Source organism: Mycobacterium sp. NPDC006124, assembly GCF_040614235.1.
In the GTDB taxonomy this organism is placed as follows: Bacteria; Actinomycetota; Actinomycetes; order Mycobacteriales; family Mycobacteriaceae; genus Mycobacterium.
In genome coordinates this window covers 185,642-211,564 of the sequence record NZ_JBEXUA010000002.1, presented here as the reverse complement: position 1 = coordinate 211,564, position 25,923 = coordinate 185,642, and the positions used below count along the sequence as shown (strand labels likewise).

Below are 25,923 nucleotides of genomic sequence, written 5' to 3'. Positions count from 1 at the left end.
CATGCGCCCGCCGGAGTTGCGGCTCCGCGCACCAACCCCGGATCTCCTCGGGCTGCCATGGGACAAGCCACTTTCGGAGTGGGTGGTTCCTGAGGTGCCGCTGCGCGACATCGCGGTTGGCATGAGTCGCCACCTGGTGAAGTTCGTCGACGCCGACGGTCATCTCTGGGCGGTCAAGGACATGCCGCCGCGGATCGCGATCAAGGAGTACGACGTTCTGCGGCGTCTCGAGGAGATGGGCCTGCCCGCAGTACATCCGGCAGGCCTGGTGCTGCAGCCGGAGTTCGAGACCGCAATCCTGGTGACCCGGTACCTGGAGGGGTCCTGGCAGTACCGACGGCTGTTCATGCGGCTGCCGCCGGATCAGCCAAGGCACCGGGCCCGGTTGCTGGATGCGATGGCGGGCTTGCTGGTGGAGTTGCACCGCCACGGGGTGTTCTGGGGTGACTGCTCGTTGGCGAACACGCTGTTCTCACGCGACGGGCAGCTCCTCCAGGCCTGGTTGGTCGACGCCGAGACCTCCGAGGTGCATCCTCGGTTGAGCCGTGGCCAGCGTCGGCACGATCTCGAGATCTTGGTGGAGAACGTGGCGGAGGGTCTCGTCGACCTGGCCGAGCGGCTCGGCCTTCCCGAGGAGATGCATCAGACGCTGATCGCCGAGGCCGAGCAGGTTCAGGTGCGCTACGACACGCTGTGGGACCTGCTGCACGCCGAGCCCGTCTTCGGCTTCGCCGACCGGTACCGCGTCGAGGGCACGATCCGCCGCCTCAACGAGCTGGGCTTCGCCGTCGACGAATTGTCCTTGCAGCCAGACGAATCGGATCCGAGCCGCATGCGGGTTCGGGTGGCGGTCGGTGATCGCAGGTACCACGCGCAGCACCTTCGGGAGCTCACCGGTCTCGACGTTGGAGAGGGACAGGCGGCCATCCTGCTTGGCGACTTGCACGCGTATCAAGCGCAGTTGGCCAGGGAGGCGGGCCACGACGTGGACGAGACGACGGCCGCGCGCTTGTGGGTGATCGAGATCCTGACCCCTTACCAGCAGTTGGCGCACGAGGTCGTCGGCCACCGGGGCACCGCGATCCAGGCCTACTGCGACCTGCTCGAGGTGCGGTGGCTGTTGAGCGAGAAGGCAGGTCGCGACGTCGGGACCAACAAGGCGCTCGCGGCGTTGGCCCGCGGCGTCATCCCCACGGACTCCGCGGCGAAGATGTCCGTGGCCGAGGTGCCTACGGCGCCGTTCGCGGTGCTGGAGATGGACGACTAGCTCTTAGAGTTCCTTCAAGAAACACGTCAAGAAGTCTTCAAGATTCGCACGTATGTTCGATTCATGCAAGCGGAGGCGGTGCGGACGGCGATGGAGACGTTGCGTGCGTCCTACGCCGCGTTGGCGGCCCTGCCCGTCGACCAGTTGACTGCCGCCGAAGTACTCGACGTGCTCGACGACCTGGAGACGCTCTCCTGCCAACTCCCGGTGCAGAGCCACCGCCTACTGACCCGGCTGCAAGCCGAGACGACACCAAAGGCGTTGGGCGCCAAATGCTGGCGCGACGCGCTGGCCATCAGATGGCGGATCTCAGCCGGAGACGCCGGCCGCCGACTCGACGAGGCCGCTCAGCTCGCGGCGCGGCATACGCTCATCGGGGCGCCACTGGATCCGGTGCTGCCGTGCACCGCGATCGCCCAGTCGCACGGCGTGATCAACCGCGACCACGTGCGCATCCTGCGAGACACGATGAGCCGGATCCCGCCCGCCGTCGACCCTTCGACCCGCAGCCAGATCGAAGCCGACCTGGTCAAGACCGCGATGGGCGTGGGGCCCAAGGAACTCAAGGACAACGCCGACCGCACGATCTTCCTGCTCGACCAGGACGGCCCGGAACCCGACGACACCGAACGCGCGCGGCGTCGGGGCCTGACCAAGGCGCCCCAACGGCCCGATGGCATGGTTCCGGTCAAGGGCAACCTCACGCCGGAGGCCTGGGCCGTCCTCGAGGCGGTCTACGCCAAATGGGCCGCGCCCGGAATGTGCAACCCGGAGGACGAGGTGCCCTGCACCACGGGGGCGCCCACCCAGGCTCAGATCGACGGCGACCACCGCACCCTCGCGCAGCGTCAGCACGACGCACTGCTGACGGCGGGACGCAGAGTGTTGGAGAGCGGCGAACTCGGTCAGCACAACGGGTTGCCGACGACGATCATCATTCGGACCACCCTGCAGGACCTGGAGAGTCGGGCCGGGGTCGGAGTCACCGGTGGCGGCACGGTGATGCCGATCCGGGACGTGATCGGCCTGGCCGCCCGCGCGCACCTGTTTCTGGCGGTGTTCGACGGGGCGACGGGGGCGGCGTTGAACCTGTTCCGGGCGCGTCGCACCGCGTCGCTGGCCCAGCGGCTGATGCTGATCGCCCGCGACGGCGGCTGCACCAAGCCGGGCTGCACCGTCCCGGCCTACGGCAGCCAGGTCCATCACGCCGCGGCGGATTGGGCCGACGGCGGTCAGACCAACGTCGACGAACTCGGCCTGGCGTGCGGTCCCGACAACCGGATGGTCGGCCCGGGCGGCTGGACCACGCGCGTCAACGACGACCATGACGTCGAGTGGATACCGCCGCCAGCGCTCGACACCGGCCAGGCCCGGGTCAACGACTACCACCGGCCCGAGCGGCTACATCGGCCACCCGGGGACGCCCTCGACTACCCGGGCGCGTTGGACGCCCCAGACGCTCCCGGCGAACGCCGACCGAGCGGCCCGGAGCCCAACGCGGCCTAGCCGACCGAAGTTCGCGCGCGGGAAGCCGCGGGTAATACGGTCACGTGGTGGACCGTTGCGGTCGCGTGAAGCTGACCAACCCCGACAAGGTGCTGTACCCGGCCACGGGCACGACCAAGGCCGAGGTGTTCGAGTACTACGTGGCCATCGCGGACGCGATGGTGCCGCACATCGCCGGTCGACCCGTCACCCGCAAGCGCTGGCCAAACGGTGTGGGGGAGTCGGACTTCTTCGAGAAGCAGCTGGCGTCGTCTGCGCCGGACTGGCTGGACCGAGGCTCGGTGACACACAGGTCGGGCACCACCACCTACCCGATCGTCGACACCCGCGAAGGGCTGGCCTGGCTCGCCCAGCAGGCATCGCTGGAGGTGCACGTACCGCAGTGGCGCTTCCTCGACGAGACCACGCCCGGGCCGGCGACCCGCGTCGTCTTCGACTTGGACCCGGGAGAGGACGTGACCTTCCGCCAGCTGTGCGAAGTGGCGCACGAGGTGCGCGATTTCATCACCGACATCGGCCTGACGACGTTTCCGTTGACCAGCGGCAGCAAGGGATTGCACCTCTACGTTCCGCTCGCCGAGCCGGTCAGCTCGCAGGGCGCCTCCGTGCTGGCCAAGCGAATCGCGGTGCAGCTCGAGAAGTCCATGCCCAAACACGTCACCGCGACGATGACGAAGAGTCTGCGGGCGGGGAAGGTCTTCGTCGACTGGAGCCAGAACAGCTCCGCGAAGACGACCATCGCGCCGTATTCGATGCGCGGCCGTGACGAGCCGACGGTCGCCGCACCCCGCACCTGGGAGGAGATCGAGGACCCCGAGTTGCGGCACCTGCGCTTCGACGAGGTGCTCGACCGGGTGTCCCGCGATGGCGACCTGCTGGCGCCGCTCGACGAAATCGTGCCGCTGGCAGACAAACTCACCACCTATCGCAGCATGCGTGATGGCACCAAGACGAAGGAGCCGGTACCGCGGGCCGCGCCCAAGGCTGGCAACGACGACACCTTCGTGATTCAGGAGCACCACGCGCGCCGGTTGCACTACGACTTCCGGCTCGAACGCAACGGCGTACTGGTGTCGTGGGCCGTGCCCAAGAATTTGCCGGAGACGACCTCGGTGAACCACCTCGCGGTGCACACCGAGGACCATCCGCTGGAGTACGCCACCTTCGAGGGCTCGATTCCCGAGGGCGAGTATGGCGGTGGCGACGTCATCGTGTGGGACTCCGGTACCTACGAGGCCGAGAAGTTCAACGACAACGCACCCGACGGGCCCGAGAAGGGTGGTGAGGTCATCGTCACGCTGCACGGTGCCAAGGTCTCCGGACGGTACGCGTTGATTCAGACCGGCGGCAAGAACTGGCTGGCCCACCGGATGAAGGAACAGCCCCAGCCCACCCCCGAGGACGTCAAACCAATGCTCGCGACGCATGGTTCGGTCTCGCGGCTGTCAAGGGTGGTGTGGGCATTCGAGGGCAAGTGGGACGGCTACCGGCTGCTGGTGGACGCCGACCACGGTGCTCTGAAGCTGCATTCGCGCAGTGGCCGTGACGTCACCGGCGAGTACCCCCAACTCAAGGCATTGGCAGCCGATCTCGCCGAGCACCACGTCACGCTGGACGGCGAGGTCGTGGCGCTCGACGAGGCGGGTGTGCCGAACTTCGGCCTCATGCAGAACCGCGCCACGTCCACCCGAATCGAGTTCTGGGCCTTCGACATTCTTCAACTCGACGGCCGATCACTGTTGCGCGCCAAGTACTCCGATCGCCGCAAGCTGCTCGAGACGCTGGCCGCAGGCGGCGGACTGATCGTGCCGGCGCAGCTGGACGGCAACGGAGCCGAGGCTCTCGAACTCGCACGGGCCCAGCGGTGGGAGGGCGTCGTCGCCAAGAAGCGCGATTCCACCTATCAGCCGGGCCGGCGGTCGCAGTCCTGGATCAAGGACAAACTGTGGCTGACGCAGGAAGTGGTGATTGGGGGCTGGCGAGCAGGCGAGGGTGGGCGCTCCAGCGGGATCGGTGCGCTGCTGATCGGAGTGCCCGGCCAGGACGGCCTGCAGTTCGCCGGCCGGGTGGGCACCGGGTTCACCGAGAAGGATCTGGCTGCGCTGAAGAAGACGCTGGCACCGCTTCACACCGACGAATCACCGTTCACGACGAGACTTTCCGGACTCGACGCCAAGGGCGTCACGTTCGTCGAACCGACGTTGGTCGGTGAAGTGCGCTTCAGCGAGCGCACGTCCGACGGGCGGCTGCGCCAGCCGAGCTGGCGTGGCCTGCGGCCGGACAAGAGTCCCGACGAGGTCGTCTGGGAGTGAGCCGCGATCGCCGTAGAGCCTGCTCTCGGTTTGGTAGCGCTCCCACGGGTCTTGGCGCAAGTTGGTCACGACGGGAACGTTGGTGCTGTCTTCGCGTGTGGGGCGACGGTACGCCGCCGAGCCGTCTGGAGCGGGCCGGCGGCCAAGATGTCACTCCCCGTGGTTTTTCGCCCCCGGTGTGGTTGGCTTCGGGCACGAAGGTCGTACGGCCGTCGAATGAGGAGGCCGTTCATGTTGGTGTCACGAGGAACTGTGCGAAATGCGGCGGTCGCCGTGCTCGGTGCCGGTGCGGTGATGCTCGGCGGGGCCGCGATCGCGACGGCCGAGCCCGCCGTGCCACCGCCCAACTGCACCGCCGGCGACCTCGCTGTCGCGTCGGGAACCGTCGGGACCGCGATGGGCGACTACCTGTTCAGCCATCCGGACGTCAACGACTTCTTCACCAGCCTGAGGGGCCAACCCAACGAGGAGGTCCACGACCGCGTCCAGACCTACATGGATGCCCACCCGCAGACCGAGGCCGAGATCAACGGCATTCGTCAGCCACTGACCGATCTTCGTACCCGGTGTGACCTGCCCGCGCCAATGATGGGTTCGTAGCGATGCCCAACACGTGGAAGAGATCTTTGACCACCGTGGCGGCAGCGGCATTGGCCATCGTTGCCATTCCCGGCGCGATCCTCGTCATCGAGCCGATCGACATCGCCAACGCCGACGTCTGCGCCAGCGCGGGCCGACGGATCCAGGTGAGCGGCTGCGCCAACGTCGCCGATGCCGTGGCGCCCTACGTGCCGCCGCCCGCCTATTACGCACCGATGCCCTACGACCCGCCACCACCCCCGAACGTCACCGGGTGCGTGAGCTACAACGGCAGATGGGTCAACGCCTCCGGGTGCAACTAGCCGACCCTCGGTCACCGCTCGAACGGATCAGATGACAGAACAGCCGCCGCTCGACGCCTCCACGCGACTCGCCGCCCAACGCACGCGGATGGCGCAGGAGCGAACACTGATGGCGTGGATCCGAACGTGCATGTCGCTCATCACGTTTGGTTTCTCCATCTACAAGTTCTTCGAGTACTTGGCAACCGAGGAGCACCGTCGCGGGCCGGTCCTGAGCCCCTGGGTGATCGGAATGGTCATGATCGTCGTCGGCCTCACGGGCCTGGCGCTGGCATGGATCCAGAACCGTCAGCAGATGAAGGCGCTGGAAGCCGAAGCCGGGAGCATGCCGTACTCGATCGCCGGGATCATGGCGGGGTTCATCGCGATTCTCGGCGCCCTCGCCCTCACCGCCGTGGCGTTCCGATGGTGACGCGCCTATGACAGCGGCGCGGTTAGCTCCACGTTGATGTCGTCGGGATCCTGAATGGACAGGATGGCGATGCCGGCGTCGCCCAACTCGACGATGTCGCCATGTGGGATGCCGGCCTTCTCCAGGGCTTCCTTGGCCGAATCGAGCGCGGCACGGTCGGAGACGGTGAAGCTCACGTGGTCGAGACCCGTTCGCGTGGAGTCGAATCGGTCGCTGCCGACCGGCCGCAGTCCGAAGAGGGTGCCCTGCGGGGTCTGGTAGACCACGCCGCCATAGAACTTCTCGGGGGAGTCGGCTACGCCGGGTTCGCCCGCGGACTCCGACGCGTCGATCGCTGCCGGCCAACCGAACACCTGGTCGTAGAACTTCTTGGAGCGGTCGATGTCGGTGACGGTGAGTCGGACGTGAGCGAAGCCGGAGCTGTCGATGAGGGCCATGGCGAGAGGTTACCCGCGTGTCGTCGGGCCACCCGGCGGTGCCGCACCGGTAAGGCTTCGGTCACATCCGGGCGATGGCCTGCTCCATGCCGCGGGTGGCCAGCACGTCGGCCAGCTCGTTGTCGGCGACCCCGGAGTGTCCCTTGACCCAGAACCATTCGACGTGGTGAACCGAACATGCCGCCTGCAACCGCTTCCACAGGTCGACGTTCTTCACGGGCTGCTTCGCCGAGGTCAGCCAGCCGTTGCGCTCCCAGCCGAGGACCCACTTGGTGATGCCGCTGCGCACGTAGGTGCTGTCGGTGAACAGGTGCACCGTCACGGGCCTGGTGAGTGCCTCGAGCGCCATGATGGGCGCGGTCAGCTCCATCCGGTTGTTGCTGGTGTCGCCTGGTTCGCCGCCGAACATCTCCCGCACGTGGCCCCGGTGACGCAGCACCGCCCCCCATCCACCCGGCCCGGGATTGGGGCGGCACCCACCGTCGGTGTGGATCACGACGGGCTCCGCGGACTCGGTCACGAGCCGAGAATAGGCGGTGAGATCAGCGCGGTCCTGACCGACATTCCGAATTCGCGGTGGCGAAGTGTGGTGATCCGGCGTCCCGGTTGGACGGCGTCCTTGACCGGGGAGGTCCGGTCGCCGAACGCCGCCGCCGTCGCCTCGACGTCGTCGACGACGTAGGTCACGCCCCACAGCGTGGCCGGGCCGTCACTGGCGGCATCCGGTGCGCCCACGACCTCGACGATGACCTCACCGAGGCGGAAGAAGACCTGGCGGATCGGCCGCCCGCCGAGTCCGCCGTCGCGCTCCCGACGGGGGCTGGTGCCGAGACCGGCCAAGGCCGCGATCGTCCGGCTCAGGTCGGGGGAGAACAGCACGACGTGGTCGACGGAGGTGACCCCGTTCGGGTGCGTCGCGGGACTCACCGGGCGCGAGTGCGATGCCGTCGTGGCGATGCCGTCGACGTCGTGGAGGCCGGCTGGCACTTCGCGTAACGACCAGCCCACGATGCCCGTGCCCCGTTCGCGTCCGACCAGTCGGAGACCGACGCCGCCGATCCGGCACACGGCGTCGGCGTCGACGGTGAAACCGGCGCGGATCCAGGCCTCGGGCGGATCCGCTACCTGGAGTTCGGCGACGGTCACCGCCGACGGGGCCGCAGTCACGACGACCTCGGGCCGTCGACCAGCAGACCGAGCATGTGCTCGAAGGTAGCGCCCCGACGGGTCCGTCGGGCACGGTCTCCATCGCGCGAATCAACCCCGTGAGGACGGTGAAGACCGCCCGGCCGGACTCCGCCACGTTCGACGACTAGTCCTGCATCGGAGACGGGTCGGCCCTTCTTCCGGGCGTTCAGACCTTGCTCGCCGCGAAGGTTGCGGCCTGGTCGGTCATGCCGATGCGGGTGTAGCTGGTGTGGGCGGCGCCGTCGTTGCCGTCGGAGCAGATCGGGTCGCCGGGCGCGCACAGCTGGATGGTCTTGCCCACGTAGAGCGGACCGATGGTCACCGGCGGTTGGCCGATCATGTCCATGAACGTGGTGTCGGGAGTGCCGAGCAGTGCCACCGCGGCCACGTGGTCGGCGACGCTGGCGGGCATGGGCTTGGGCACCTCGGCCGGGTCGACGCCGCCGGGGACGACGTTCGCGGTCGTGAAGCCGATCACGGCCGCACCCTGCGAGTAGCCGCCGAGCACCATCTTGGTGTCGGGGCACGTGGTCGCCATGGTCTCGACGTGGTTCGCTGCGTCGCGGATCCCGTCTACGGCCGTCGGGAAGTTCGTGCTCGCCGGGTAGACCACGGCGTATACCCCGACCGACTTGGCACCGACCTTGGCGCGGACGGCGTCGACGAAGTCCTGTCCGATGCCGCCGAGGCCCTGCGGTGCGAAGGTGCCCCTGGCGAACACCACCTCCACGTCCGGGCACGGCGCGGCCGAAGCCGTCGGAGCGCCGGTCGGGACGAGGAGGAGGCTGGAGGCCAGTGCGATGGCGGCGCCGGTCAACCGGACGAGGCGAGCAGTCATGGTTCCAGACTGACACAGGTCCCGTCGTCGCCGGGAACGCCTAACCGGCCGCGAGGGCCCGGCGCCGGCGGCCCAGCGCCGACACCGTGCGCCACGGCCGCACGGTGAAGGCCAGGCGAAGGCCGAGCACGTGAACGTCGATGCGCAGTCCGCGACTATCCGACATGGGAACGCTCCGTCCACCGTTGCAGCAACACCGAGATGGTCAGGACGACGAGGCCGGCGACGGCCAGCAGGGCGCCGGCGCCCGCGGGCGCGGTGTAGCCGTATCCCGCCGCGATCACCAGTCCACCGATCCAGGCGCCGGCGGCGTTGGCGATGTTGAGTGCCGAGTGGTTCAGCGCGGCCGCAAGGGTTTGGGCGCCGTGGGCGACGTCCATCAGGCGGGTCTGCAGCGCCGGGCCGATCGCCGAGCCGGATGCTCCGATGAGGAACAGTCCGAGCAGTGCCGTCCACGGGTTGTGGACGAGCCAGACGAACAGGGCCAGCATCGCGCCGAGGGAGATGAGCGAGGCGTAGAGCGCCTTCACCACGGAGACGTCGGCCATCTTGCCGCCGACCAGGTTGCCGACGACCATGCCGATGCCGAACATCATCAGCCCCAGCGGGACGAGCCCGCGGGACAGGCCGGAGACGTCGGTGAGGGTCGTGGCCACGTAGGTGTAGACGGCGAACATGCCGCCGAAGCCGACCATCCCGAGGACCAGTGAGAGCCACACCTGGGGGCGGCGCAGGGCGCTGAGCTCGGTCAGGGCGCTGGTGACGTGCATCGACTTCAGGTCGGGCAGCCAGTGCCAGATGGCGACGAGGGTGCCCAGACCGATCATGACGACCAGGCCGAAGGCGCTGCGCCAGCCGAAGTGCTGGCCGAGGAAGGACGCGAGCGGGACGCCGAGCACCGTCGCCACGGTCAGGCCGCTCATCACGTGGGCGACGGCCTTGGCACGGTTCTTCGGGCCCATCAGGTGGGCGGCGACCAGGGCGGCGATGCCGAAGAAGGCACCGTGCGGGATGCCGGAGACGAAGCGGGCAGCCATCAGAGTTTCGTAGCTCGGCGCCAGCACGCTGGCCAGGTTGCCGAGGGTGAACAGTGCGATCAGGCCCAGGAGCAGGGCCTTGCGGGGCAGGTGCGCGGTCAGCGACGCGATGACCGGGGCACCGACGACCACGCCGAGGGCGTAGGCGGAGATGACGTGGCCCGCGATGGGCTCGGTGATGTCGAGGCTGGAGGCGATGTCGGGCAGCAGGCCCATGGCCACGAACTCGGTGGTGCCGATGGCGAAGCTGCCGATGGCCAGTGCCATGACTGCCAGCCAGCGCACCGACGGAGGCGGTGACACCACGGACAGGGGTACGGACGGTCTTTGCAGAGAGCGTGTCACCCGTCCAACGGTAGGCGCACTTATGCCTTTCGGCAAACCGACTTATGTCTTTCAGAACACAAAAGTGGCGTACCTTACGTTTCTCGGGTTGAATCGAAGCATGGCCACCGTGGGCGATGTCTTCGCACTGATCAGGGATCGTCGAGACATCACCCGCACCGAGATCGGCCAGGTCACCGGGCTCTCGCGCTCAGCGGTTGCCGCACGGATCGCGGCCCTGAGTGCTCTTGGTCTGGTGCGTGAGCGCGAACAGGCGCCCTCGACCGGCGGCCGACCGCCGACACTGCTGTCCTTCGACGCCGACGCGGGCATCGTGCTGTCGGCGGCCATCGGCATCAGCCGGACCCGGCTTGCGGTGACGAACCTGGCCGGCGAGGTGCAGTCGATCACCGACATCGACCAGGAAGTCGCACTGGGTCCCGACGACCTGATGCCCGACGTGGTCAAGCGGCTCGACGTGATGCTGCAGGACTACCCGGGCGCCGCCGTCTACGGCGTGGGGCTGAGCCTGCCGGGCACCGTCGACCGGGTCCGCGGGTGCAGCCGCGACTCGCCCATCCTGCGTGGGTGGGACGGCGTCGAACTGCGGCCGTACTTCGCCGAATTGCCTCGGATTGCCGGTGTTCCCGTGATCCTCGACAACGACTCGAACGCGATCGCGGTCGTCGAGGGTCGCGGCCACGACGACGTTCTCGTCGTCAAGGCCTCGAGTGGCCTCGGTGCGGGCATCGTCGCGGGCGGGGTGCTGCAGCGTGGTGCCGCGCAGGCGGCGGGTGAGTTGGGGCACACGAAGATCGCTGCCGCACATGATCTTCCGTGCCGCTGCGGCGACACCGGGTGCGTCGAGGCCGTCGCCGGTGGCTGGGCGCTGGTCCATGCTCTGCAGCAGCAGGGCCGCTCCGTGCGCAATCTCCGCGACGTTGTCGAGATCGCCCACGGTGGTGACGCGGAGGCGCGGCGGATGATCCGCGACAGCGGTCGTTACGTCGGTGAGGTGCTCGCCGCTGCGGTGAACCTGTTGAACCCGGCGGTCGTCGTCGTGGCGGGCGACATGGTCGGCGCCTACGAGATCTTCGTCGCCGGTCTGCGGGAGACGTTGTACGGCAACGCCACCGCGCAGGCGACCCGCACCCTCGAGGTGGTGCCCGCGGCCCACGGCAACCAGTCCGGCACGGTCGGCGGTGCGGTGATGGTGCTCGACGAGGTGCTCAGTGCCCGGGCCGTCGACGCGTTGGCCGCGGGAGTGGGTGGGGCCTAACCGGCCTTGGCGATGACGTTCTCCGCAAACCACTCCAGGTTGCGGATCTTGTCCTCGAGCGGTTCGGTGTCGGGGCCCATGATGTAGGGGATGCGGAAGCCGACGATGACGTCGGTGACGCCCTTGTCCTCCAACCGCTTCACGCCGTCGAGGGTGAACCCGTCGATGGAGATGACGTGGATGGCGAACTCGTCGGCCAGGCCGATCCGCTCCTCCTCGTCGCGGTACTTCTGCAGCTTGGCCAGCAGCGGGTCGAGTTCCTCGGGGTCGCCGCCGCCGTGCATCCAGCCGTCGTTGCGGGCGGCCCGACGAAGGGCGGCGTCGGCGTGGCCGCCGATCAGGATCGGCACCGGCTTGGTCGGCGCGGGCGTCATCTTGAACGCGGGGAAGTCGTAGAACTCGCCGTGATATTCGAAGTACTCACCCGAGGTGAGGCCGCGGATGACGTCGATGCACTCGTCCATCCGCTTGCCCCGCTTGGCATACGGCACGCCCATGATCTCGTAGTCCTCGGGCCACGGGCTGGTGCCGACGCCCAGGCCGAGGCGGTTGTCGAACATCGCCGCCAGTGAGCCGGCCTGCTTGGCCACGAGCGCCGGCGGACGGATCGGCAGCTTGAGCACGAAGATGTTGAAGTGCAGCTTGGTGGTCACCGCCGAGAGCGCGCCGATGAGGGCGAAGGACTCGACGAACGGCTTGCCGTCGAGGAATTCGCGGTTGCCGTCTTCGGTGTACGGATACTTCGAGTCCGACACCTCGGGGTACGCGACGCTGTCCGGGATGGTCATCGCGTGATACCCAGCCTCGTCGGCCGCCTTCGCCAACGGGATCAGGTACTTCGGATCGGTCATGGCTTCCGCATAGGTGAACCGCATGATCCGCATACTAGAACACGTTCTAGTTGGCGTGGGGCGAGTTGGGCCGAAGCCGGGCCCGCTATGCGAACGGCGGGGCGCCGATGCCGACGATCCCGTAGTTGCCCTGCGGGGTGCGTTCGGTGATACGCGCCGTCGCGACGCGGCCGTCGACGGTGAGCGTCGCCTTCGGTTGCTTGAGCACGCCGTCGGAGAGCTCGCCGAAGACCGTTCCCTGCCAATGGTATTGGCCGTCGACCGGTTCGAGGTGCCCCATCAGGCGGATCCGGACGGGGTGGTCGACGCCCCCCACGTGCAGATTGGCGGGTCCGTCGTAGAGGTCGCGATCGGGAGCGGCTGCGAGGTCGACGCCCACGTCGGTACCTGCCGTCGAGGTGGCGGGCAAGAAGTGCGTGCGGGTCCACAGCCGGCGCGCGATTGGCCCCATCAATCCGACGTCGGTGAGGAACGTGGCCAAGGGGGCGAAGCCCAGGGCTTGGACGGCGTGGTGGTGGGGGCTGCTGCGGGCGACGCGCCGAGCCTCCTTGCCGTCGAGGCCGGCTCGTCGGTACTGCGCGGCGTTGGTGAACAGGTGCCGGAAGAAGAGTCCGCCGACGCCGTTGAGGTTGGCCACCCACATCCTGCTGAGCCAGGGCATCTCGGCGACGCGCTTGCGGGCACCGTCACGGGCGAACTGGATGTGGCGGGCCTCTTCGGTGACGTGGATCCGCATGATCCGCTGGATGATGGGTTGCAACTCGGGGTCGTCCATCATGTTGCGCTGCAGGCTGTCGAAGATCTCCTCGCCGACGAGGGCGGCGACCCATAGCAGCGCTCCGCGGAACGTCAGGGGCAGTCCGTTGATGATCATGCGCTGGTAGCGCTTCGGTCGCATCGGCTTGCCGCCGACCTTCTCGATGGCCCGGCCGAACATCACCATGTGGCGGGTCTCGTCACCCATCTCGGTGAGGGCGTAGTGGGTCGAGCGCGCCGTCGGGTCGGCGTGCATCAGCTCGCGCAGCAGTGCCTGGTTCAGGATGTTCTCGAACCAGATGCCCGCCGAGAGCGTGTTGACGAACTCCTGACGGGACAGTTCGACCTGCTGTTCTCGAGTCATCGAGTCCCACAACGGAGTTCCGTAGAGCGACACCGACCTCGGCGGCAGGAAGAACTTGTCGGGGTCGAGCGGGGCATCCCAGTCGATGTCGACCACGGGTTCGTAGTACTTCTTCACCGATCCGCGGAGCAGGCGCTCGGAGAATTCCTCGCGCGTCGGTGCACCGTTGGCCTTGACGGAGGCAGTCATCGTTGACGTCCCTTCAGCGAGAATCCGCGCCGATATGCTTGGCAACCTAATGACGTGGCGCACAGGATGTCAATACCCCGGGTACCGGATACTCGCGGTCTCGCCCGAGGTGCTCTGATGCGCCACGTCCACGTCATCGGGATCGGTGCCGGTGATCCGGGGTACGTCACGGCCCAGGCCGTCGACGCGCTCAACGACGTCGACGTCTTCTTTGCCTCCGACAAGGGCGGGCTGAAGGACGACCTGGTGTCGCTGAGGCGCGAGATCTGCGAGCGATTCATCCGCGAACCCGGTTACCGCTTCGTCGAACTGCCCGACCCGCCGCGATCCAAGGACGCCCCCGACGATCAGTCCTACCGCCGGGTCGTCGCCGATTGGCATGCCGCCCGCGCCGAACTGTGGGCTCAGGCGCTCCGCGACGAACTGACCGACGACGGTGTCGGCGCCTTCCTGGCCTGGGGCGACCCGTCGTTGTACGACAGCACCTTGCGCATCCTCGACATGGTCGCCGATCGCGTCGACTTCACCTACGACGTCATCCCCGGCATCACCGCCATTCAGGCGCTCACCGCCCGGCACCGGATCCCGCTCAACGACGTCGGCGCTCCCGTGCTCGTGACCACCGGTCGTCGACTCCGCGAGGACGGGCTCACCGGCACGGCGGTGGTCATGCTCGACGGCGACCAAGCCTTCCTCGACTGCCCGCCGCAGACGCGGATCTGGTGGGGCGCTTATCTGGGCACCCCCAAGGAGATCCTGTTCGCGGGCACCGTCGCCGACGTGGGTGACCGCATCGCCGCAGCACGCGCCGACGCGCGGGAGCGGCACGGCTGGATCATGGACGTCTATCTGCTGCGGTCGGATTGAGCATTCCCCGCAGCCAGATCTGGGACAGGGTGTGGACGGCGGTGTCCTCGTCGAATGCCGGTCCACCGGCCTCGCCGCCCGCGGCCAGCCAGGTCCAGCAGAACGACTCGAGCATCGACACGATCGCCGAGCCGAACACTCGCGCATCGAGATCGACCGTCACGCCGCCTGATTCGACCGCGGTGATCACCTCCAGGACCGCGTCGACGCCCTTGCTTCGTTGAATCCGCCACCAGGCGGCCGCCGAGGGGTCGGTCATCGACAGCTGAAAGACCCCGATCATCTCGGGCAGGTGATCGCGAAACGTCTCGACGTAGGCACGGACCGCCGCCTCGACGTTGGCCGTCCAGTCGTCGGTCAGGCGGTCGCGGGCGCGTTCGACGATCTGGGTGGGGAATTTTTCCAGCATCGCCTCCAGCAGTTGCTGTTTGGTGTCGTAGTAGTTGTAGAACGAACCGACCGAGCGGCCTGCCTTCGCGGTGATGTCGGAGATCTTGGCGTTGAGGTAGCCCTTCTCGGCGAAGACCACTCGGGCCGCGTCGTGCAATGCCGCCTCGGTGGAGAGGCGTCTCGGGGTGGACGGCATGGCGGTCACCCCGTCGCGCATGGAAGCGACTTGATGCCGTGCACGAACGGCGACACCAGCACGTCGGGTTCGGCGGTCGTGTGAATCTCCGGATAGGCCCGGAGCAACTTCTCGAGCACCACCCGCACCTCCATCTTGGCCAGGTGGGACCCGAGGCAGAAGTGCGGGCCGCCGGCACCGAAGGCGATGTGATTGCGGGCGTTCGGGCGGGTGACGTCGAAGGTGTCGGGGTCGTCGAAGACGGCGGGATCGTGGTTCGCGGCGAGGTACCAGAGCACCACCTTGTCACCGGCGGCGACGAGGTGGTCTCCGATTCTGGCGTCGACGGTGGCGGTGCGTCGCATGTGCAGCGCGGGGGAACACCAGCGGATGATCTCGTCGACGGCATTGCCGGAGAACGCGTCGAAGTCGTTGCATAGCAACGCCTTCTGCTCCGGATGATCGCTGAGGAGCTTCATGCCCCACGCCAGGCTCGTTCGCGTGGTGTCGTTTCCCGCCGCCACCAGCAACACGACGAACGAGCCGAACTCCGCCGGTGTCAACCTCACCCCGTCGATCTCGGCGTGCATCAGTGCCGAGGTGACGTCGTCACCGGGATGGCGCAGTCGCTCCTGGCCGAGGTCGATGGCATAGCCGTACAGATGCACCAGGGCCTCGAGACTTGCGGCCTGACCGCCGAAGTCGGGGTCGTCGACCCCCAGGATGGTGTTCACCCAATCGCGGAGCTGCGGTTGGTCGGCCGGTGGGATCTCCAGCAGGTCGCAGATGACCTGCAGGGGCAGGTTGCCGGCGATGGCGGTGACGAAGTCGAACTGCGGTGTGTCCCGTAGGTCGTTCACCAATTGATCGGCGAGCGCTGCCACGGAGTCGGTCAGCCGCGCGATGGCACGCGGTGAGAAGGCGGCTTGGACCAGCCTGCGCTGTCGTTGGTGGCGTGGGTCGTCCATCGCGATGATCGACGCCATCATCTCCAACGCCTCGGGCGGAAAGTCGTCGAGGGAGAAGCCCTTGGTGCTGGTGAAGGTCGCCGGGTCGCGGCTGACGGCACTGACCGCCTGGTGTGACGTCAGGGACCAGAAGCCGGATCGCCCCGGCCCCTCGTCGTGGAATTCGACGCCGCCGCTGCGGGAGCGGATCGCGGCAAAGCGGGCCAGCCGAGTGGTGACGTCGCCGGTCCAGAACGGCGTGAGCGTGCCCGGCGTCGCGTCCGTCGTAGTCATTGGCAGCCCCTCGGTCGAACTGAAACTGAATTCAGATTCATTCCTAGGTGTTCCGGAGGCCACCGTCAATAGCGGAGCGTGGCAGGATCGGCGGGTGTTTCAGTTCGTCATGCGCGCCGGGCTCACCGGCTTGGCGCTGTGGGTCGTCACCAAGCTCGTCTCGGGCGTCGAGTTCGTCGGCGGTGACTCGACGCTGCAGCGCGTCGGCATCATCTTCGTGGTGGCGGTGATCTTCGGACTCGTCAATGCGATCGTCAAACCCGTCGTGCAGTTGATCTCCCTACCCCTCTACGTCCTCACCCTCGGACTGTTCCACGTCGTGGTCAACGCCGCGATGCTGATGCTGACCTCGCGGATCACCGAGAGCACGACGCACTGGGGGCTCTACATCGACCACTTCTGGTGGACGGCCATTTGGGCGTCGATCGTCCTGTCGGTGGTCAGTTGGGTACTGTCCCTGGTCATTCCGGGCTGACGTCCGTCACCCGTCACCGGTCAAGATCACGGCGTACGCTCGGCGCGGTGGCTCCCGAGATCAACCGCCGCACCTTCGTGGGTGCCTCGATCACCCTTGGCGGTGCCGCTGCGGCCGCCTCCGCGCTGAGCAGTTGCGGCACCGACGACGCTCCCCCCGACGCCCAGCAGACGATGACGGTCTCGCTGCGCGTCAATGGCGCGGACGAGGCCGTCGACGTCGACGCGCGGACCTCGCTGCTCGACATGCTGCGTGAACGGGTTGGACTCACCGGCACCAAGAAGGGCTGCGATCAGGGTGCCTGCGGTGCGTGCACCGTACTGCTGGACGGCAAGCGCGTCAACTCGTGCCTCACCCTGGCCGTCATGCACGACGGGGCCGACGTGCAGACCATCGAGGGCGTCGCCGCCGACGGCAGGCTGCACCCGCTGCAGCAGGCGTTCGTCGACTGCGACGCGTTCCAGTGCGGCTACTGCACCTCCGGCCAGATCATGTCCGGTCTGGGCTGCATCGAGGAGGGCCACACCGGGTCGGAGGCGGAGATCCGAGAATGGATGAGCGGCAACATCTGTCGCTGCGGGGCCTACACGAACATCGTCGCCGCCGTCGCCACCGCCGCGAAGAACACCTGACGCCGGTGTTCCCCTTCACCTTCACCAAGGCCACCGACGAGTCCTCGGCGCTGGCCGCCGGCCGGTCGGGCGCCCGCTACATCGCCGGCGGGACCACCCTGGTCGACCTCATGAGGGTGACGGTGGAGCGCCCCGGTGCGGTGGTCGACATCAACGCCCTGCCCTACCGCAACGTCGACCTCGACGAGCGCACCCTGCGGATCGGCTCACTGGTTCGGATGTCCGACCTGGCCGCCGACGATCGGGTGCGGCGCCAATTTCCCGTGATCAGCGAGGCGTTGGAGCTCAGCGCCTCCGCACAATTGCGCAACATGGCCTCCATCGGCGGCAACCTAATGCAACGCCCTCGGTGCCTGTACTTTCGCGACGTGTCAGCGAACTGCAATCGCCGCACACCCGGGGCGGGGTGCGCGGCGACGGCGGGGCTGAACCGCAACCACGCCATCCTCGGCACCAGCGACCAGTGCGTCGCCACCCACCCCTCGGACCTCGCCGTCGCGCTGGCGGCGCTCGACGCGGTCGTCGTGACCCGTGATTCGAGTGGGGACCGGCGCATCCCCGTCGCCGACTTCTTTCGTCAACCGGGGACGACGCCGGACCGGGAACACGACCTGCGGCCCGGGGAGCTCATCGTGGCCGTCGAGGTGCCGACCGGCCCCGCGACGGCGCGCTCGGGGTATCTCAAGGTCCGCGACCGGCAGTCCTACGAGTTCGCGGTGACCTCCGCGGCGGTGGCGCTCGACGTGGCCGGCGGCACGGTGCGCGACGCCAAGGTTGCCGTCGGCGGCGTGGCCACCGTGCCGTGGCGACTCCCGGCGGTCGAGCGGGCCCTCGTCGGACGACCCGTCTCACCCGGTCTGTGGCACGATGCCGCCGCCCGGGCCGCCGATGGCGCGAAACCACTGTCGGACAACGGGTTCAAGGTCGAGTTGGTCCGCCGCGTGGTCGAACGCCAGCTCGCGACCGTGGCGGGGTTGCCGTGACGTACCCGCAGCGGATGCCCGAACCGGTGGTCGGTGCGCCCCTGACGCGGGTCGACGGTCCGCTCAAGGTGACGGGGGCGGCGCGCTATGCGGCCGACAACCCGGTGCCGGACTTCCTGCACGCCGTCCTGGTCTGCAGCACCGTCTCGGTGGGAGCGGTCGAGGGCGTCGACGCGGGGGAGGCCTCGCGGTCACCCGGCGTCACGCGCGTCCTCGTCGACTTCCGCCCCGTCACCCTGCCCTACGACATCCGGCGCGTGGCCTTCTTCGGCCAGCCCGTCGCCGTCGTCGTCGCCGACAGCCTCGAGGCCGCCACGCACGGGGCCGCTCTGGTCAAGGTCCGGTACTCGCCGGGTGCGTCGAACACCGACATCGATGCGCCGCAGGCGATTCCGGAACCCGGCGAGCGTCAGACCGACTACGCCCGCGGCGCAGCGGACGCCGCCCTGCGCAGCAGCGCCGTGGTCACCGACCGCCAGTACGCCATTGCCCGCAACAACCACAACCCGATGGAGTTGCCCGCGACGGTCGCCAAGTGGGACGGCGACCGGCTGACGGTGTGGGACAAGGTGCAGTCCATCGTCGGCGCCCAGGAGGCGCACGCCAAGGCCCACGGCGTGCCCGTCGACCACGTGCGGGTGATCTCGCCATTCGTCGGTGGCGCATTCGGCAGCGCGGGGCAGACGTGGCCGCATCAGCTGCTGGCGTCGTTCGCCGCCCGGCAGGTCGGCAGGCCCGTCAAGCTGGTGCTGACCCGGCAGCAGACCTACGCCGGCATCGGCTACCGCCCGACCAGCAGGCAGCGCCTGGCGATCGGTGCGGACAGGACCGGTCGCATCGACGCCATCGTCCACGAGGGCCGCACGGAGACGGCGCGCTACGCCTCCTACGAGGACGGGCTGACCGCGTCGCCGAAGTTCATGTACACCAGCCCCCACATGCGCTCCACCTATCGGGTGGTGCCGATGGACGTCAACCAGCCGACGTACATGCGTGGACCCGGTGCCGTGACCGGAACCTTCGCGCTGGAGTCGGCGATGGACGACCTCGCCCACACCATCGGGGTCGACCCGGTGGAGCTTCGGATGCGCAACGAGCCCGACCGCGACCAGACCGACGGTCTGCCGTTCTCCACCCGCCGGTTGACCGAGTGCCTGCGCCGGGGTGCCGACGAATTCGGCTGGGCACGGCGCAATCCCGTGCCCCGTGCGGTCCGGGAGGGCTCCGAGCTCATCGGCATCGGCATGGCGGCGGCGGGCTACCACACCAGCCGCAGCGAGTCCGACGCGCTGGCGCGGATCAACGCCGACGGCACCGCCGACGTGCAGACCGCGACCAGTGACATGGGGCCGGGCACGTACACCTCGATGTCGCAGGTGGCAGCCGACGCGTTGGGTCTGCCGATCGCGCGGGTCCGCTTCGCGCTCGGCGACAGCACCTACCCCGCCGCGCCGTCGCATTCGGGTTCGCGAACCATGGCCAGTGTGGGGTCGGCGGTGTTCACAGTCGCGAACACATTGCGAGACAAGGTCATTCGCCTCGCAGTGGTGGACCCCGGTTCGCCGTTGAACGGCGTGCGGCCCGAGGACGTCGCGGTCGCCGACGGTCGCATGTTCGTCACCACGGACCCGTCGCGCGGCGAGGGTTACCGGGACCTGCTCGCCCGGCGCGGCTGGCCCAGCGTGGACAGCCGCGGCACCTGGACGCCCGATGACGCCGACGAGCGCTTCTCGATGTACGCCTACGGTGCGGTGTTCGCCGAAGTGGCCGTGGACGATTCGCTGGGCACCGTCCGCGTCCGTCGCATCGGCGCGTGTTACGACGCCGGACGGGTGGTCAACCCCAGGCTTGCGCACAGTCAGGCGATCGGCGGCATGGTCGGCGGTATCGGCATGGCGCTGTTGGAGGCCACCGAACTCGACCATCGCGACGGTCGCGTCGTCAACGCCAACATGTCGGACTATCTGGTGCCGGTGAACGCCGACGTGCCCGCGCTCGACGCCACCTTCTTGACCGCGCAGGACGCGCTCGCCAATCCCATCGGGGTGAAGGGCCTTGGCGAGGTCGTCATCGTGGGAGTGCCTGCGGCCATCGCCAACGCCGTCTTCAACGCGACCGGCAAGCGGGTCACCGACCTGCCCATCCGGTTGGAGAATCTGCTCTAGCCTGGAAACGTGCCGGAACTACCCGAGGTCGAAGCGCTCGCCGACCATCTGCGCCGCCACGCCGTGGGTCTGACGGTGGGACGCATCGACGTCGCCGCCCTCTCGGTGCTCAAGACCTTCGACCCGCCGCCGACCGCGTTGCACGGGCAGACCGTGACCGGCGCCAACCGGTGGGGCAAGTACCTGGGGTTGCAGGCCGGTGACCTGCACCTGATCACGCATCTCTCGCGGGCGGGGTGGCTACGCTGGTCGGACAAGCTGTCTGCGACCCCGCTGCGGCCCGGTGGCAAGAGTCCCATCGCCCTGCGCGTGCACCTCGGCGAGGGGGTCGGCTTCGACCTCACCGAGGCAGGCACCCAGAAGCGCCTCGCCGTCTGGCTCGTCGACGACCCGATGAAGGTGCCTCAGATCGCCAGCCTCGGACCCGATGCGCTGTCGCTGAGCCTCGACGGGCTGACCGCGATCCTCAAGGGCACCAGCGGACGCATCAAGACCGTCATCACCGATCAGCGCACCATCGCCGGCATCGGCAACGCCTACAGCGACGAGATCCTGCACGTCGCCAAGATCTCGCCATTCGCCACCTCCAGCCGGCTCACCGACGCCCAACTCGGTCATCTGTACGACGCCATGATCTCGGTGCTCACCGACGCGGTGAGCCGATCGGTCGGACAGGGCGCGGCAACGCTGAAGGGCGAGAAGCGTTCTGGGCTGCGGGTGCACGCGCGGACCGGAATGCCGTGCCCCGTGTGCGGTGACACCGTGCGCGAGGTGTCGTTCACGGACAAGTCGTTTCAGTACTGCCCCACGTGTCAGACCGGCGGCAAGATCCTCGCCGACCGCCGCATGTCCAAGCTACTGAAGTAGGCCCGGCCGACCGGTTGGCTAGGCTGCGCGGATGACTCGCCAGAGGATCCTCATCACCGGTGCCAGCTCGGGGCTCGGCGCCGGAATGGCCCGCCAGTTCGCCGCGAAGGGACGCGATCTCGCCCTGTGTGCGCGCCGCACCGACAACCTCGAGGAGCTCAGGGCCGAACTGACGGCGCGCCATCCCGGCATCACCGTGGCCGTCGCAGCCCTCGACGTCAACGACCACGACGCCGTGCCGAAGGTGTTCGCCGAGCTGAGCGACGAGCTGGGTGGCGTGGACTGCATCATCGTCAACGCGGGCATCGGCAAGGGATACCCGCTCGGTGGCGGCAAGCTCTGGGCCAACAAGGCCACCATCGAGACGAATCTCGTTGCGGCGCTGGTGCAAATCGAGACCGGGCTGGAGATGTTCACCGCGGCGGGTGGGGGACACCTGGTGCTGGTGTCCTCGGTGCTGGGAAACAAGGGCGTACCGGGAGTCAAGGCCGCCTACGCCGCCAGCAAGGCGGGGGTGACCTCGCTCGGCGAGTCGCTGCGCGCGGAGTACGCCTCGGGACCGATCAAGATCACCGTGCTCGAGCCCGGCTACATCGAGTCGGAGATGACGGCGAAGTCGAACTCCACGACGCTGATGGTCGACAACGAGACCGGGGTCAAGGCGATGGTCGACGCGATCGAGAAGGAGAAGGGCCGCGCCGTCGTCCCGGGCTGGCCGTGGTGGCCACTGGTCGAGGTCATGAAGGTGTTGCCGCCGAGGTTGACCAAGTTCTTTGCCTAACTCCCTCGAGGTTCGTGGAGCCTTTTCGGCGCTCACCGCCGCTAGGGCTCCACGAATCGCGGGATCGTCAGGCGCTGCGGCCGCGCTCGGCGCGGTAGTGCCGGACCAGTGCATCGGTCGAGCTGTCGGACTGCGCTGCAGGCGAGGCGTCCTCGGTGAGCACCGGCAGTAGCGAATTGGCCTGCGTCTTACCGAGTTCCACGCCCCACTGGTCGAAGGAGTCGATGCCCCAGACGACACCCTCGGTGAACACCTGGTGTTCGTAGAGGGCGACGAGCTGCCCGACCACCGACGGTGTCAGCTTGGTGGCCAGGATCGACGTGCTCGGCCGGTTGCCGGGCATCACCTTGTGGGGGACCACGCTGGCCTTGGTGCCCTCCTCGGCGATCTCCTCGGCGGTCTTGCCGAATGCCAGCACCTTTGTCTGGGCGAAGAAATTGCTCATCAACAGGTCGTGCATGCTGCCGGTGCCGTCGCGGGTGGGCAGGTCGTCGGTGGGTTGGGAGAACCCGATGAAGTCGGCCGGGATCAACCGGGTGCCCTGGTGCAGCAGTTGGTAGAACGCGTGCTGACCGTTGGTTCCCGGCTCGCCCCAGTAGATTTCACCGGTCGAGGTGGTGACGGGGCTGCCGTCGGCCCGCACGGACTTGCCGTTGGACTCCATGGTCAGCTGCTGGAGATATGCGGCGAAGCGGGCCATGTCGTTGGAGTACGGCAGGACGACCCGAGCCTGGGCGTCGAAGAACTCGTTGTACCAGAGGCCGATCAAGCCAAGCAGTGCAGGCGCATTCGCCTCCAGGGGGGTGGTGCGGAAGTGCTCGTCGACGACGTGGAAGCCGGCGAGGAACTCGGCGAATCGTTCCTTGCCGATGACCGCCATCACCGACAGGCCGATGGCCGAGTCCACCGAGTAGCGGCCGCCGACCCAGTCCCAGAAGCCGAACATGTTGGCCGTGTCGATGCCGAACTCGTCGACCAGCTTCTCGTTGGTGGAGACCGCGACGAAGTGCTTGGACACGGCGTCCTGGCCCAGTGCATCGGTCAGCCAGCGCCGGGCCGCAGTCGCGTTGGTCAGCGTCTCCAGCGTCGAGAACGTCTTGGACGCAACGATGAACAACGTGGACGCGGGGTCCAGTCCGTCGAGCTTGGCGACCAGGTCGGCAGGGTCGACGTTGGACACGAACCGGGCCGAGACGCCGGCGTCGGCATAGTGCCGCAATGCTTGGTAGACCATCACCGGGCCCAGGTCCGAGCCACCGATGCCGATGTTGACCACGGTGGTGATGCGCTCACCCGTCGCGCCGGTCCACTCGCCGCTGCGCAGCTGGTCGGTGAACTCACCCATCGCGTCGAGCACCTCGTGCACGTCGGCGACGACGTCTTGGCCGTCGACGGTCAGCTCGGCGCCCTTGGGCAGCCGCAGCGCGGTGTGCAGCACGGCGCGGTCCTCGGAGGTGTTGATGTGCGCGCCGGCGAACATGGCGTCGCGCTTGCCCTCGAGATCGGCGGCCTTGGCGAGGTCGACGAGCAGCTTCAAGGTCTCCCGCGTGACCCGGTGCTTGCTGTAGTCGACGTAGAGATCGCCGAGGGTCAGCGTCAGTTCTCGACCACGGTCGGGGTCCTCGGCGAAGAACTCCCGCAGATGCTTGCCGCCGATTTCGTCACGGTGGCGGACCAGTGCATTCCAGGCCGGGGTTGCGGTGATGTCGGGGATCGAGATCTCGTCGGAGGACATTCCTCGACCCTAGTGCGGTGTTGCTTTCGAGGGAGTAAATGATGGATGCATGGACATCGAGAATCTCCTGTCAGCCGTCCCCACCGGTCTGTGGATCGGTGGTGAGGAACGCGCCGCGTCGTCGACCTTCGACGTGCTCAATCCCGCGACCGACGAGGTGCTGGCCACGATCGGTGACGCCACCCCGCAGGACGGCATCGCGGCGCTCGACGCGGCTGCGGCGGTCCAGGGCGAGTGGGCCGCCACGGCGCCTCGGGAGCGCGGTGAGATCCTGCGTGCGGTGTTCGAGGCGATCACGGCCCGCGCCGAGGAGTTCGCGACGCTGATGACCCTGGAGATGGGCAAGGTCCTCTCCGAGAGCATGGGCGAGGTGAAGTACGGCAGCGAGTTCTTCCGCTGGTTCTCCGAGGAGGCGGTCCGCATCGGCGGCCGCTACACCAAGGCGCCGGCGGGCACGGGCCGCATCATCGTCACCAAGTCGCCCGTCGGTCCGTGTCTGGCGATCACGCCGTGGAACTTCCCGCTGGCCATGGCCACTCGCAAGATCGGCCCCGCAGTGGCTGCGGGTTGCACGATGATCGTCAAGCCCGCGCAGGAGACGCCGCTGACGATGCTGCTGCTGGCCAAGCTGATGGACGACGCGGGCTTGCCCAAGGGCGTGCTGTCGATCCTGCCGACCAGCAAGCCCGGTGACCTCACCACGGCGCTGATCGACGACGGCCGGCTGCGCAAGCTGACCTTCACCGGGTCGACGGGCGTGGGCAAGGCGTTGGTCAAGCAGAGCGCGGACAAGCTGCTGCGCCTGTCGATGGAACTCGGCGGCAACGCACCCTTCGTCGTATTCGACGACGCCGACGTCGACGCCGCGGTCGAGGGTGCCCTGCTGGCCAAGATGCGCAACGGTGGCGAGGCCTGCACCGCGTCGAACCGATTCCACGTGGCCAACGCGGTGCGCGAGGAGTTCACCCGTAAGCTCGTCACCCGGATGAGCGAGTTCAAGCTCGGCAACGGACTCGACGAGTCGTCGACGTTGGGACCGCTGATCAGCGCCAAGCAGATCGCGACGGTCGAGGACCTGGTGTCCGACGCGGTGTCCAAGGGCGCCACCGTCGCCGTCGGCGGGGTCAAGCCCGAGGGGCCGGGCCACTTCTACCCGGCCACGGTGCTGGACGGCGTGCCCGCCGAGGCCCGCATCTTCAAGGAGGAGGTGTTCGGCCCCGTCGCACCGGTGATCGGCTTCGACACCGAGGAGGAGGGCATCGCCGCGGCCAACGCGACCGAGTACGGCTTGGCGGCCTACATCTACACGCAGTCGTTGGACCGTGCGCTGCGTGCGGCCGAGGCCATCGAGGCCGGCATGGTGGGCGTCAACCGCGGTGTCATCTCCGATCCGGCGGCGCCGTTCGGCGGCGTGAAGGAATCCGGCTTCGGTCGCGAAGGTGGCTCCGAGGGCATCGAGGAATACCTCGAGACGAAGTACATCGCGTTGACCAACTAGGGGGAGGCGCGACCCCGACCGCCCGGCGCAGTCGGTGCGTCAGCGATGTCTCGAAGACCGAAACCCGTTGATGGCAAGGTTCTTTCGCGAGACTGGCGCAACCGGCTGCGCTGTGCGAAGTCTCTAGTATCCGAGCCGGCCGCGGCCCAGGCGCAGCAGGATCATCGCGAGATCCTTGCCCTCGGGACCCAGCGAGCTGTACCGCTCGATCACCTTCATCTCGCGGCTGTGCACCAGGCGCGTCCCGCCGGAGGCCATCCTGGCCTTGCCGATCATCTGCGACACCTCGGCGCGACGCTGCACGGCCGCCAGGATCTCGGCGTCCAGCCGGTCGATCTCCAAGCGCAGGTCGTCGATGGTGGGTTCGATCTCGGTACTCATCGGTTCTGACTCCGTCTTCTCGTCGTCTCGTGTGGGTTCTGATGTCATCCGCAATCGGGCCTCACACGAGA

At 68.1% G+C, this 25,923-nt stretch carries 27 protein-coding genes and 1 pseudogene; 16 read left to right on the top strand and 12 right to left on the bottom strand.

The features are described 5' to 3' along the window. The first annotated feature begins 1 nt into the window (after nucleotide 1). The 6 genes from ABZ195_RS04675 (at nucleotide 2) to ABZ195_RS04650 (ending at nucleotide 6,399) form a co-directional block, all read left to right on the top strand. Entirely contained in the window at nucleotides 2–1,267 is a 1,266-nt protein-coding gene (locus ABZ195_RS04675; protein WP_355215333.1) for a DUF4032 domain-containing protein, read from the top strand. Between the two features lie 63 nt (nucleotides 1,268–1,330). After that, the gene (locus ABZ195_RS04670; protein WP_355215331.1) at nucleotides 1,331–2,773 is read left to right on the top strand and encodes a DUF222 domain-containing protein; all 1,443 of its coding nucleotides are present in this window, start codon (nucleotides 1,331–1,333) and stop codon (nucleotides 2,771–2,773) included. Nucleotides 2,774–2,817: 44 nt separating this feature from the next. Then, nucleotides 2,818–5,085 (top strand): ATP-dependent DNA ligase, encoded by a 2,268-nt coding sequence (locus ABZ195_RS04665; protein ID WP_355215329.1) that lies wholly within the window; start codon nucleotides 2,818–2,820, stop codon nucleotides 5,083–5,085. Between the two features lie 231 nt (nucleotides 5,086–5,316). Continuing rightward, on the top strand, nucleotides 5,317–5,685 hold the full coding sequence (locus ABZ195_RS04660; RefSeq protein ID WP_355215327.1) for a heme-binding protein: 369 nt from the start codon (nucleotides 5,317–5,319) through the stop codon (nucleotides 5,683–5,685). Between the two features lie 2 nt (nucleotides 5,686–5,687). Continuing rightward, nucleotides 5,688–5,987: a hypothetical protein gene (locus ABZ195_RS04655; protein ID WP_355215326.1), complete on the top strand. Its 300-nt coding sequence runs from the start codon at nucleotides 5,688–5,690 to the stop codon at nucleotides 5,985–5,987. A 31-nt stretch (nucleotides 5,988–6,018) separates the two neighbouring features. After that, nucleotides 6,019–6,399: a DUF202 domain-containing protein gene (locus ABZ195_RS04650; RefSeq protein WP_355215324.1), complete on the top strand. Its 381-nt coding sequence runs from the start codon at nucleotides 6,019–6,021 to the stop codon at nucleotides 6,397–6,399. A gap of 5 nt (nucleotides 6,400–6,404) precedes the next feature. Here the strand turns inward: ABZ195_RS04650 and ABZ195_RS04645 are convergent, their stop codons facing one another. The 6 genes from ABZ195_RS04645 to ABZ195_RS04620 all read right to left on the bottom strand — a co-directional run bounded on the left by ABZ195_RS04645 (nucleotide 6,405) and on the right by ABZ195_RS04620 (nucleotide 10,244). After that, the gene (locus ABZ195_RS04645) at nucleotides 6,405–6,836 is read right to left on the bottom strand and encodes a VOC family protein (RefSeq protein WP_355215322.1); all 432 of its coding nucleotides are present in this window, start codon (nucleotides 6,834–6,836) and stop codon (nucleotides 6,405–6,407) included. Between the two features lie 61 nt (nucleotides 6,837–6,897). Continuing rightward, entirely contained in the window at nucleotides 6,898–7,356 is a 459-nt protein-coding gene (gene rnhA / locus ABZ195_RS04640; RefSeq protein ID WP_355215320.1) for a ribonuclease HI, read from the bottom strand. Beyond that, entirely contained in the window at nucleotides 7,353–8,003 is a 651-nt protein-coding gene (locus tag ABZ195_RS04635) for a glyoxalase (RefSeq protein ID WP_355215318.1), read from the bottom strand. Before ABZ195_RS04635 ends, rnhA begins: the two co-directional genes overlap by 4 nt. Nucleotides 8,004–8,190: 187 nt before the next feature. Next, complete coding sequence (locus tag ABZ195_RS04630; RefSeq protein WP_355215316.1) at nucleotides 8,191–8,862, bottom strand: cutinase family protein; 672 nt, start codon at nucleotides 8,860–8,862, stop codon at nucleotides 8,191–8,193. Between the two features lie 40 nt (nucleotides 8,863–8,902). After that, the gene (locus ABZ195_RS04625) at nucleotides 8,903–9,028 is read right to left on the bottom strand and encodes a hypothetical protein (RefSeq protein WP_355215315.1); all 126 of its coding nucleotides are present in this window, start codon (nucleotides 9,026–9,028) and stop codon (nucleotides 8,903–8,905) included. After that, a complete protein-coding gene (locus tag ABZ195_RS04620) occupies nucleotides 9,018–10,244 on the bottom strand; it encodes an MFS transporter (protein ID WP_355215313.1) in 1,227 nt (408 codons plus the stop codon). Before ABZ195_RS04620 ends, ABZ195_RS04625 begins: the two co-directional genes overlap by 11 nt. 100 nt (nucleotides 10,245–10,344) lie before the next feature. Here ABZ195_RS04620 and ABZ195_RS04615 point away from each other — a divergent pair, with 100 nt between their 5' ends. Continuing rightward, the gene (locus tag ABZ195_RS04615) at nucleotides 10,345–11,502 is read left to right on the top strand and encodes an ROK family transcriptional regulator (RefSeq protein ID WP_355215311.1); all 1,158 of its coding nucleotides are present in this window, start codon (nucleotides 10,345–10,347) and stop codon (nucleotides 11,500–11,502) included. Here ABZ195_RS04615 and ABZ195_RS04610 read toward each other — a convergent pair. Together ABZ195_RS04610 and ABZ195_RS04605 are read right to left on the bottom strand one after the other, a co-directional pair. Continuing rightward, nucleotides 11,499–12,377: an LLM class flavin-dependent oxidoreductase gene (locus ABZ195_RS04610; protein WP_355215309.1), complete on the bottom strand. Its 879-nt coding sequence runs from the start codon at nucleotides 12,375–12,377 to the stop codon at nucleotides 11,499–11,501. The two genes, ABZ195_RS04615 and ABZ195_RS04610, sit on opposite strands and share 4 nt — an antisense overlap. Before the next feature lie 61 nt (nucleotides 12,378–12,438). Next, on the bottom strand, nucleotides 12,439–13,662 hold the full coding sequence (locus ABZ195_RS04605; RefSeq protein WP_355215307.1) for a diiron oxygenase: 1,224 nt from the start codon (nucleotides 13,660–13,662) through the stop codon (nucleotides 12,439–12,441). Between the two features lie 114 nt (nucleotides 13,663–13,776). Here ABZ195_RS04605 and cobF point away from each other — a divergent pair, with 114 nt between their 5' ends. Next, nucleotides 13,777–14,529: a precorrin-6A synthase (deacetylating) gene (gene cobF / locus ABZ195_RS04600; protein ID WP_355216063.1), complete on the top strand. Its 753-nt coding sequence runs from the start codon at nucleotides 13,777–13,779 to the stop codon at nucleotides 14,527–14,529. Here cobF and ABZ195_RS04595 read toward each other — a convergent pair. Both ABZ195_RS04595 and ABZ195_RS04590 read right to left on the bottom strand, forming a co-directional pair. Continuing rightward, the gene (locus ABZ195_RS04595) at nucleotides 14,498–15,136 is read right to left on the bottom strand and encodes a TetR/AcrR family transcriptional regulator (RefSeq protein WP_355215305.1); all 639 of its coding nucleotides are present in this window, start codon (nucleotides 15,134–15,136) and stop codon (nucleotides 14,498–14,500) included. The genes cobF and ABZ195_RS04595 overlap by 32 nt on opposite strands. Continuing rightward, entirely contained in the window at nucleotides 15,121–16,335 is a 1,215-nt protein-coding gene (locus tag ABZ195_RS04590; RefSeq protein ID WP_355215303.1) for a cytochrome P450, read from the bottom strand. Before ABZ195_RS04590 ends, ABZ195_RS04595 begins: the two co-directional genes overlap by 16 nt. A 94-nt stretch (nucleotides 16,336–16,429) precedes the next feature. Between ABZ195_RS04590 and ABZ195_RS04585 the strand changes: the two genes are divergently transcribed. From ABZ195_RS04585 to ABZ195_RS04555, 7 genes and pseudogenes are all read left to right on the top strand, one after another. Then, nucleotides 16,430–16,810, top strand: a complete 381-nt coding sequence (locus tag ABZ195_RS04585) for a phage holin family protein (protein WP_355215301.1) — start codon at nucleotides 16,430–16,432, stop codon at nucleotides 16,808–16,810. Between the two features lie 47 nt (nucleotides 16,811–16,857). Continuing rightward, a complete protein-coding gene (locus ABZ195_RS04580) occupies nucleotides 16,858–17,442 on the top strand; it encodes a (2Fe-2S)-binding protein (RefSeq protein WP_355215300.1) in 585 nt (194 codons plus the stop codon). 5 nt (nucleotides 17,443–17,447) lie between these two features. Further along, entirely contained in the window at nucleotides 17,448–18,425 is a 978-nt protein-coding gene (locus ABZ195_RS04575) for a xanthine dehydrogenase family protein subunit M (RefSeq protein WP_355216062.1), read from the top strand. A 14-nt stretch (nucleotides 18,426–18,439) separates the two neighbouring features. After that, nucleotides 18,440–20,590 carry a xanthine dehydrogenase family protein molybdopterin-binding subunit gene (locus tag ABZ195_RS04570; RefSeq protein ID WP_355215298.1) on the top strand — a complete coding sequence of 717 codons (2,151 nt, stop codon included), beginning with the start codon at nucleotides 18,440–18,442 and terminating at the stop codon, nucleotides 20,588–20,590. A 9-nt stretch (nucleotides 20,591–20,599) separates the two neighbouring features. Next, a pseudogene (locus tag ABZ195_RS04565) lies at nucleotides 20,600–20,842 on the top strand (DNA-formamidopyrimidine glycosylase family protein); the annotation flags it as partial. Nucleotides 20,843–20,983: 141 nt separating this feature from the next. Continuing rightward, a complete protein-coding gene (locus tag ABZ195_RS04560) occupies nucleotides 20,984–21,457 on the top strand; it encodes a zinc finger domain-containing protein (protein ID WP_355216060.1) in 474 nt (157 codons plus the stop codon). A gap of 31 nt (nucleotides 21,458–21,488) precedes the next feature. Continuing rightward, nucleotides 21,489–22,238, top strand: a complete 750-nt coding sequence (locus ABZ195_RS04555; protein WP_355215296.1) for an SDR family oxidoreductase — start codon at nucleotides 21,489–21,491, stop codon at nucleotides 22,236–22,238. Between the two features lie 67 nt (nucleotides 22,239–22,305). Here ABZ195_RS04555 and pgi read toward each other — a convergent pair whose 3' ends face one another. Then, nucleotides 22,306–23,973, bottom strand: coding sequence for a glucose-6-phosphate isomerase (pgi, locus tag ABZ195_RS04550; RefSeq protein ID WP_355215294.1), 1,668 nt, complete (start codon nucleotides 23,971–23,973; stop codon nucleotides 22,306–22,308). 49 nt (nucleotides 23,974–24,022) lie between these two features. Here pgi and ABZ195_RS04545 point away from each other — a divergent pair, with 49 nt between their 5' ends. After that, the gene (locus ABZ195_RS04545) at nucleotides 24,023–25,471 is read left to right on the top strand and encodes an NAD-dependent succinate-semialdehyde dehydrogenase (protein ID WP_355215293.1); all 1,449 of its coding nucleotides are present in this window, start codon (nucleotides 24,023–24,025) and stop codon (nucleotides 25,469–25,471) included. A gap of 123 nt (nucleotides 25,472–25,594) precedes the next feature. Here the strand turns inward: ABZ195_RS04545 and ABZ195_RS04540 are convergent, their stop codons facing one another. Continuing rightward, nucleotides 25,595–25,900 carry a chorismate mutase gene (locus ABZ195_RS04540; protein ID WP_355215291.1) on the bottom strand — a complete coding sequence of 102 codons (306 nt, stop codon included), beginning with the start codon at nucleotides 25,898–25,900 and terminating at the stop codon, nucleotides 25,595–25,597. Between the last annotated feature and the right edge of the window lie 23 nt (nucleotides 25,901–25,923).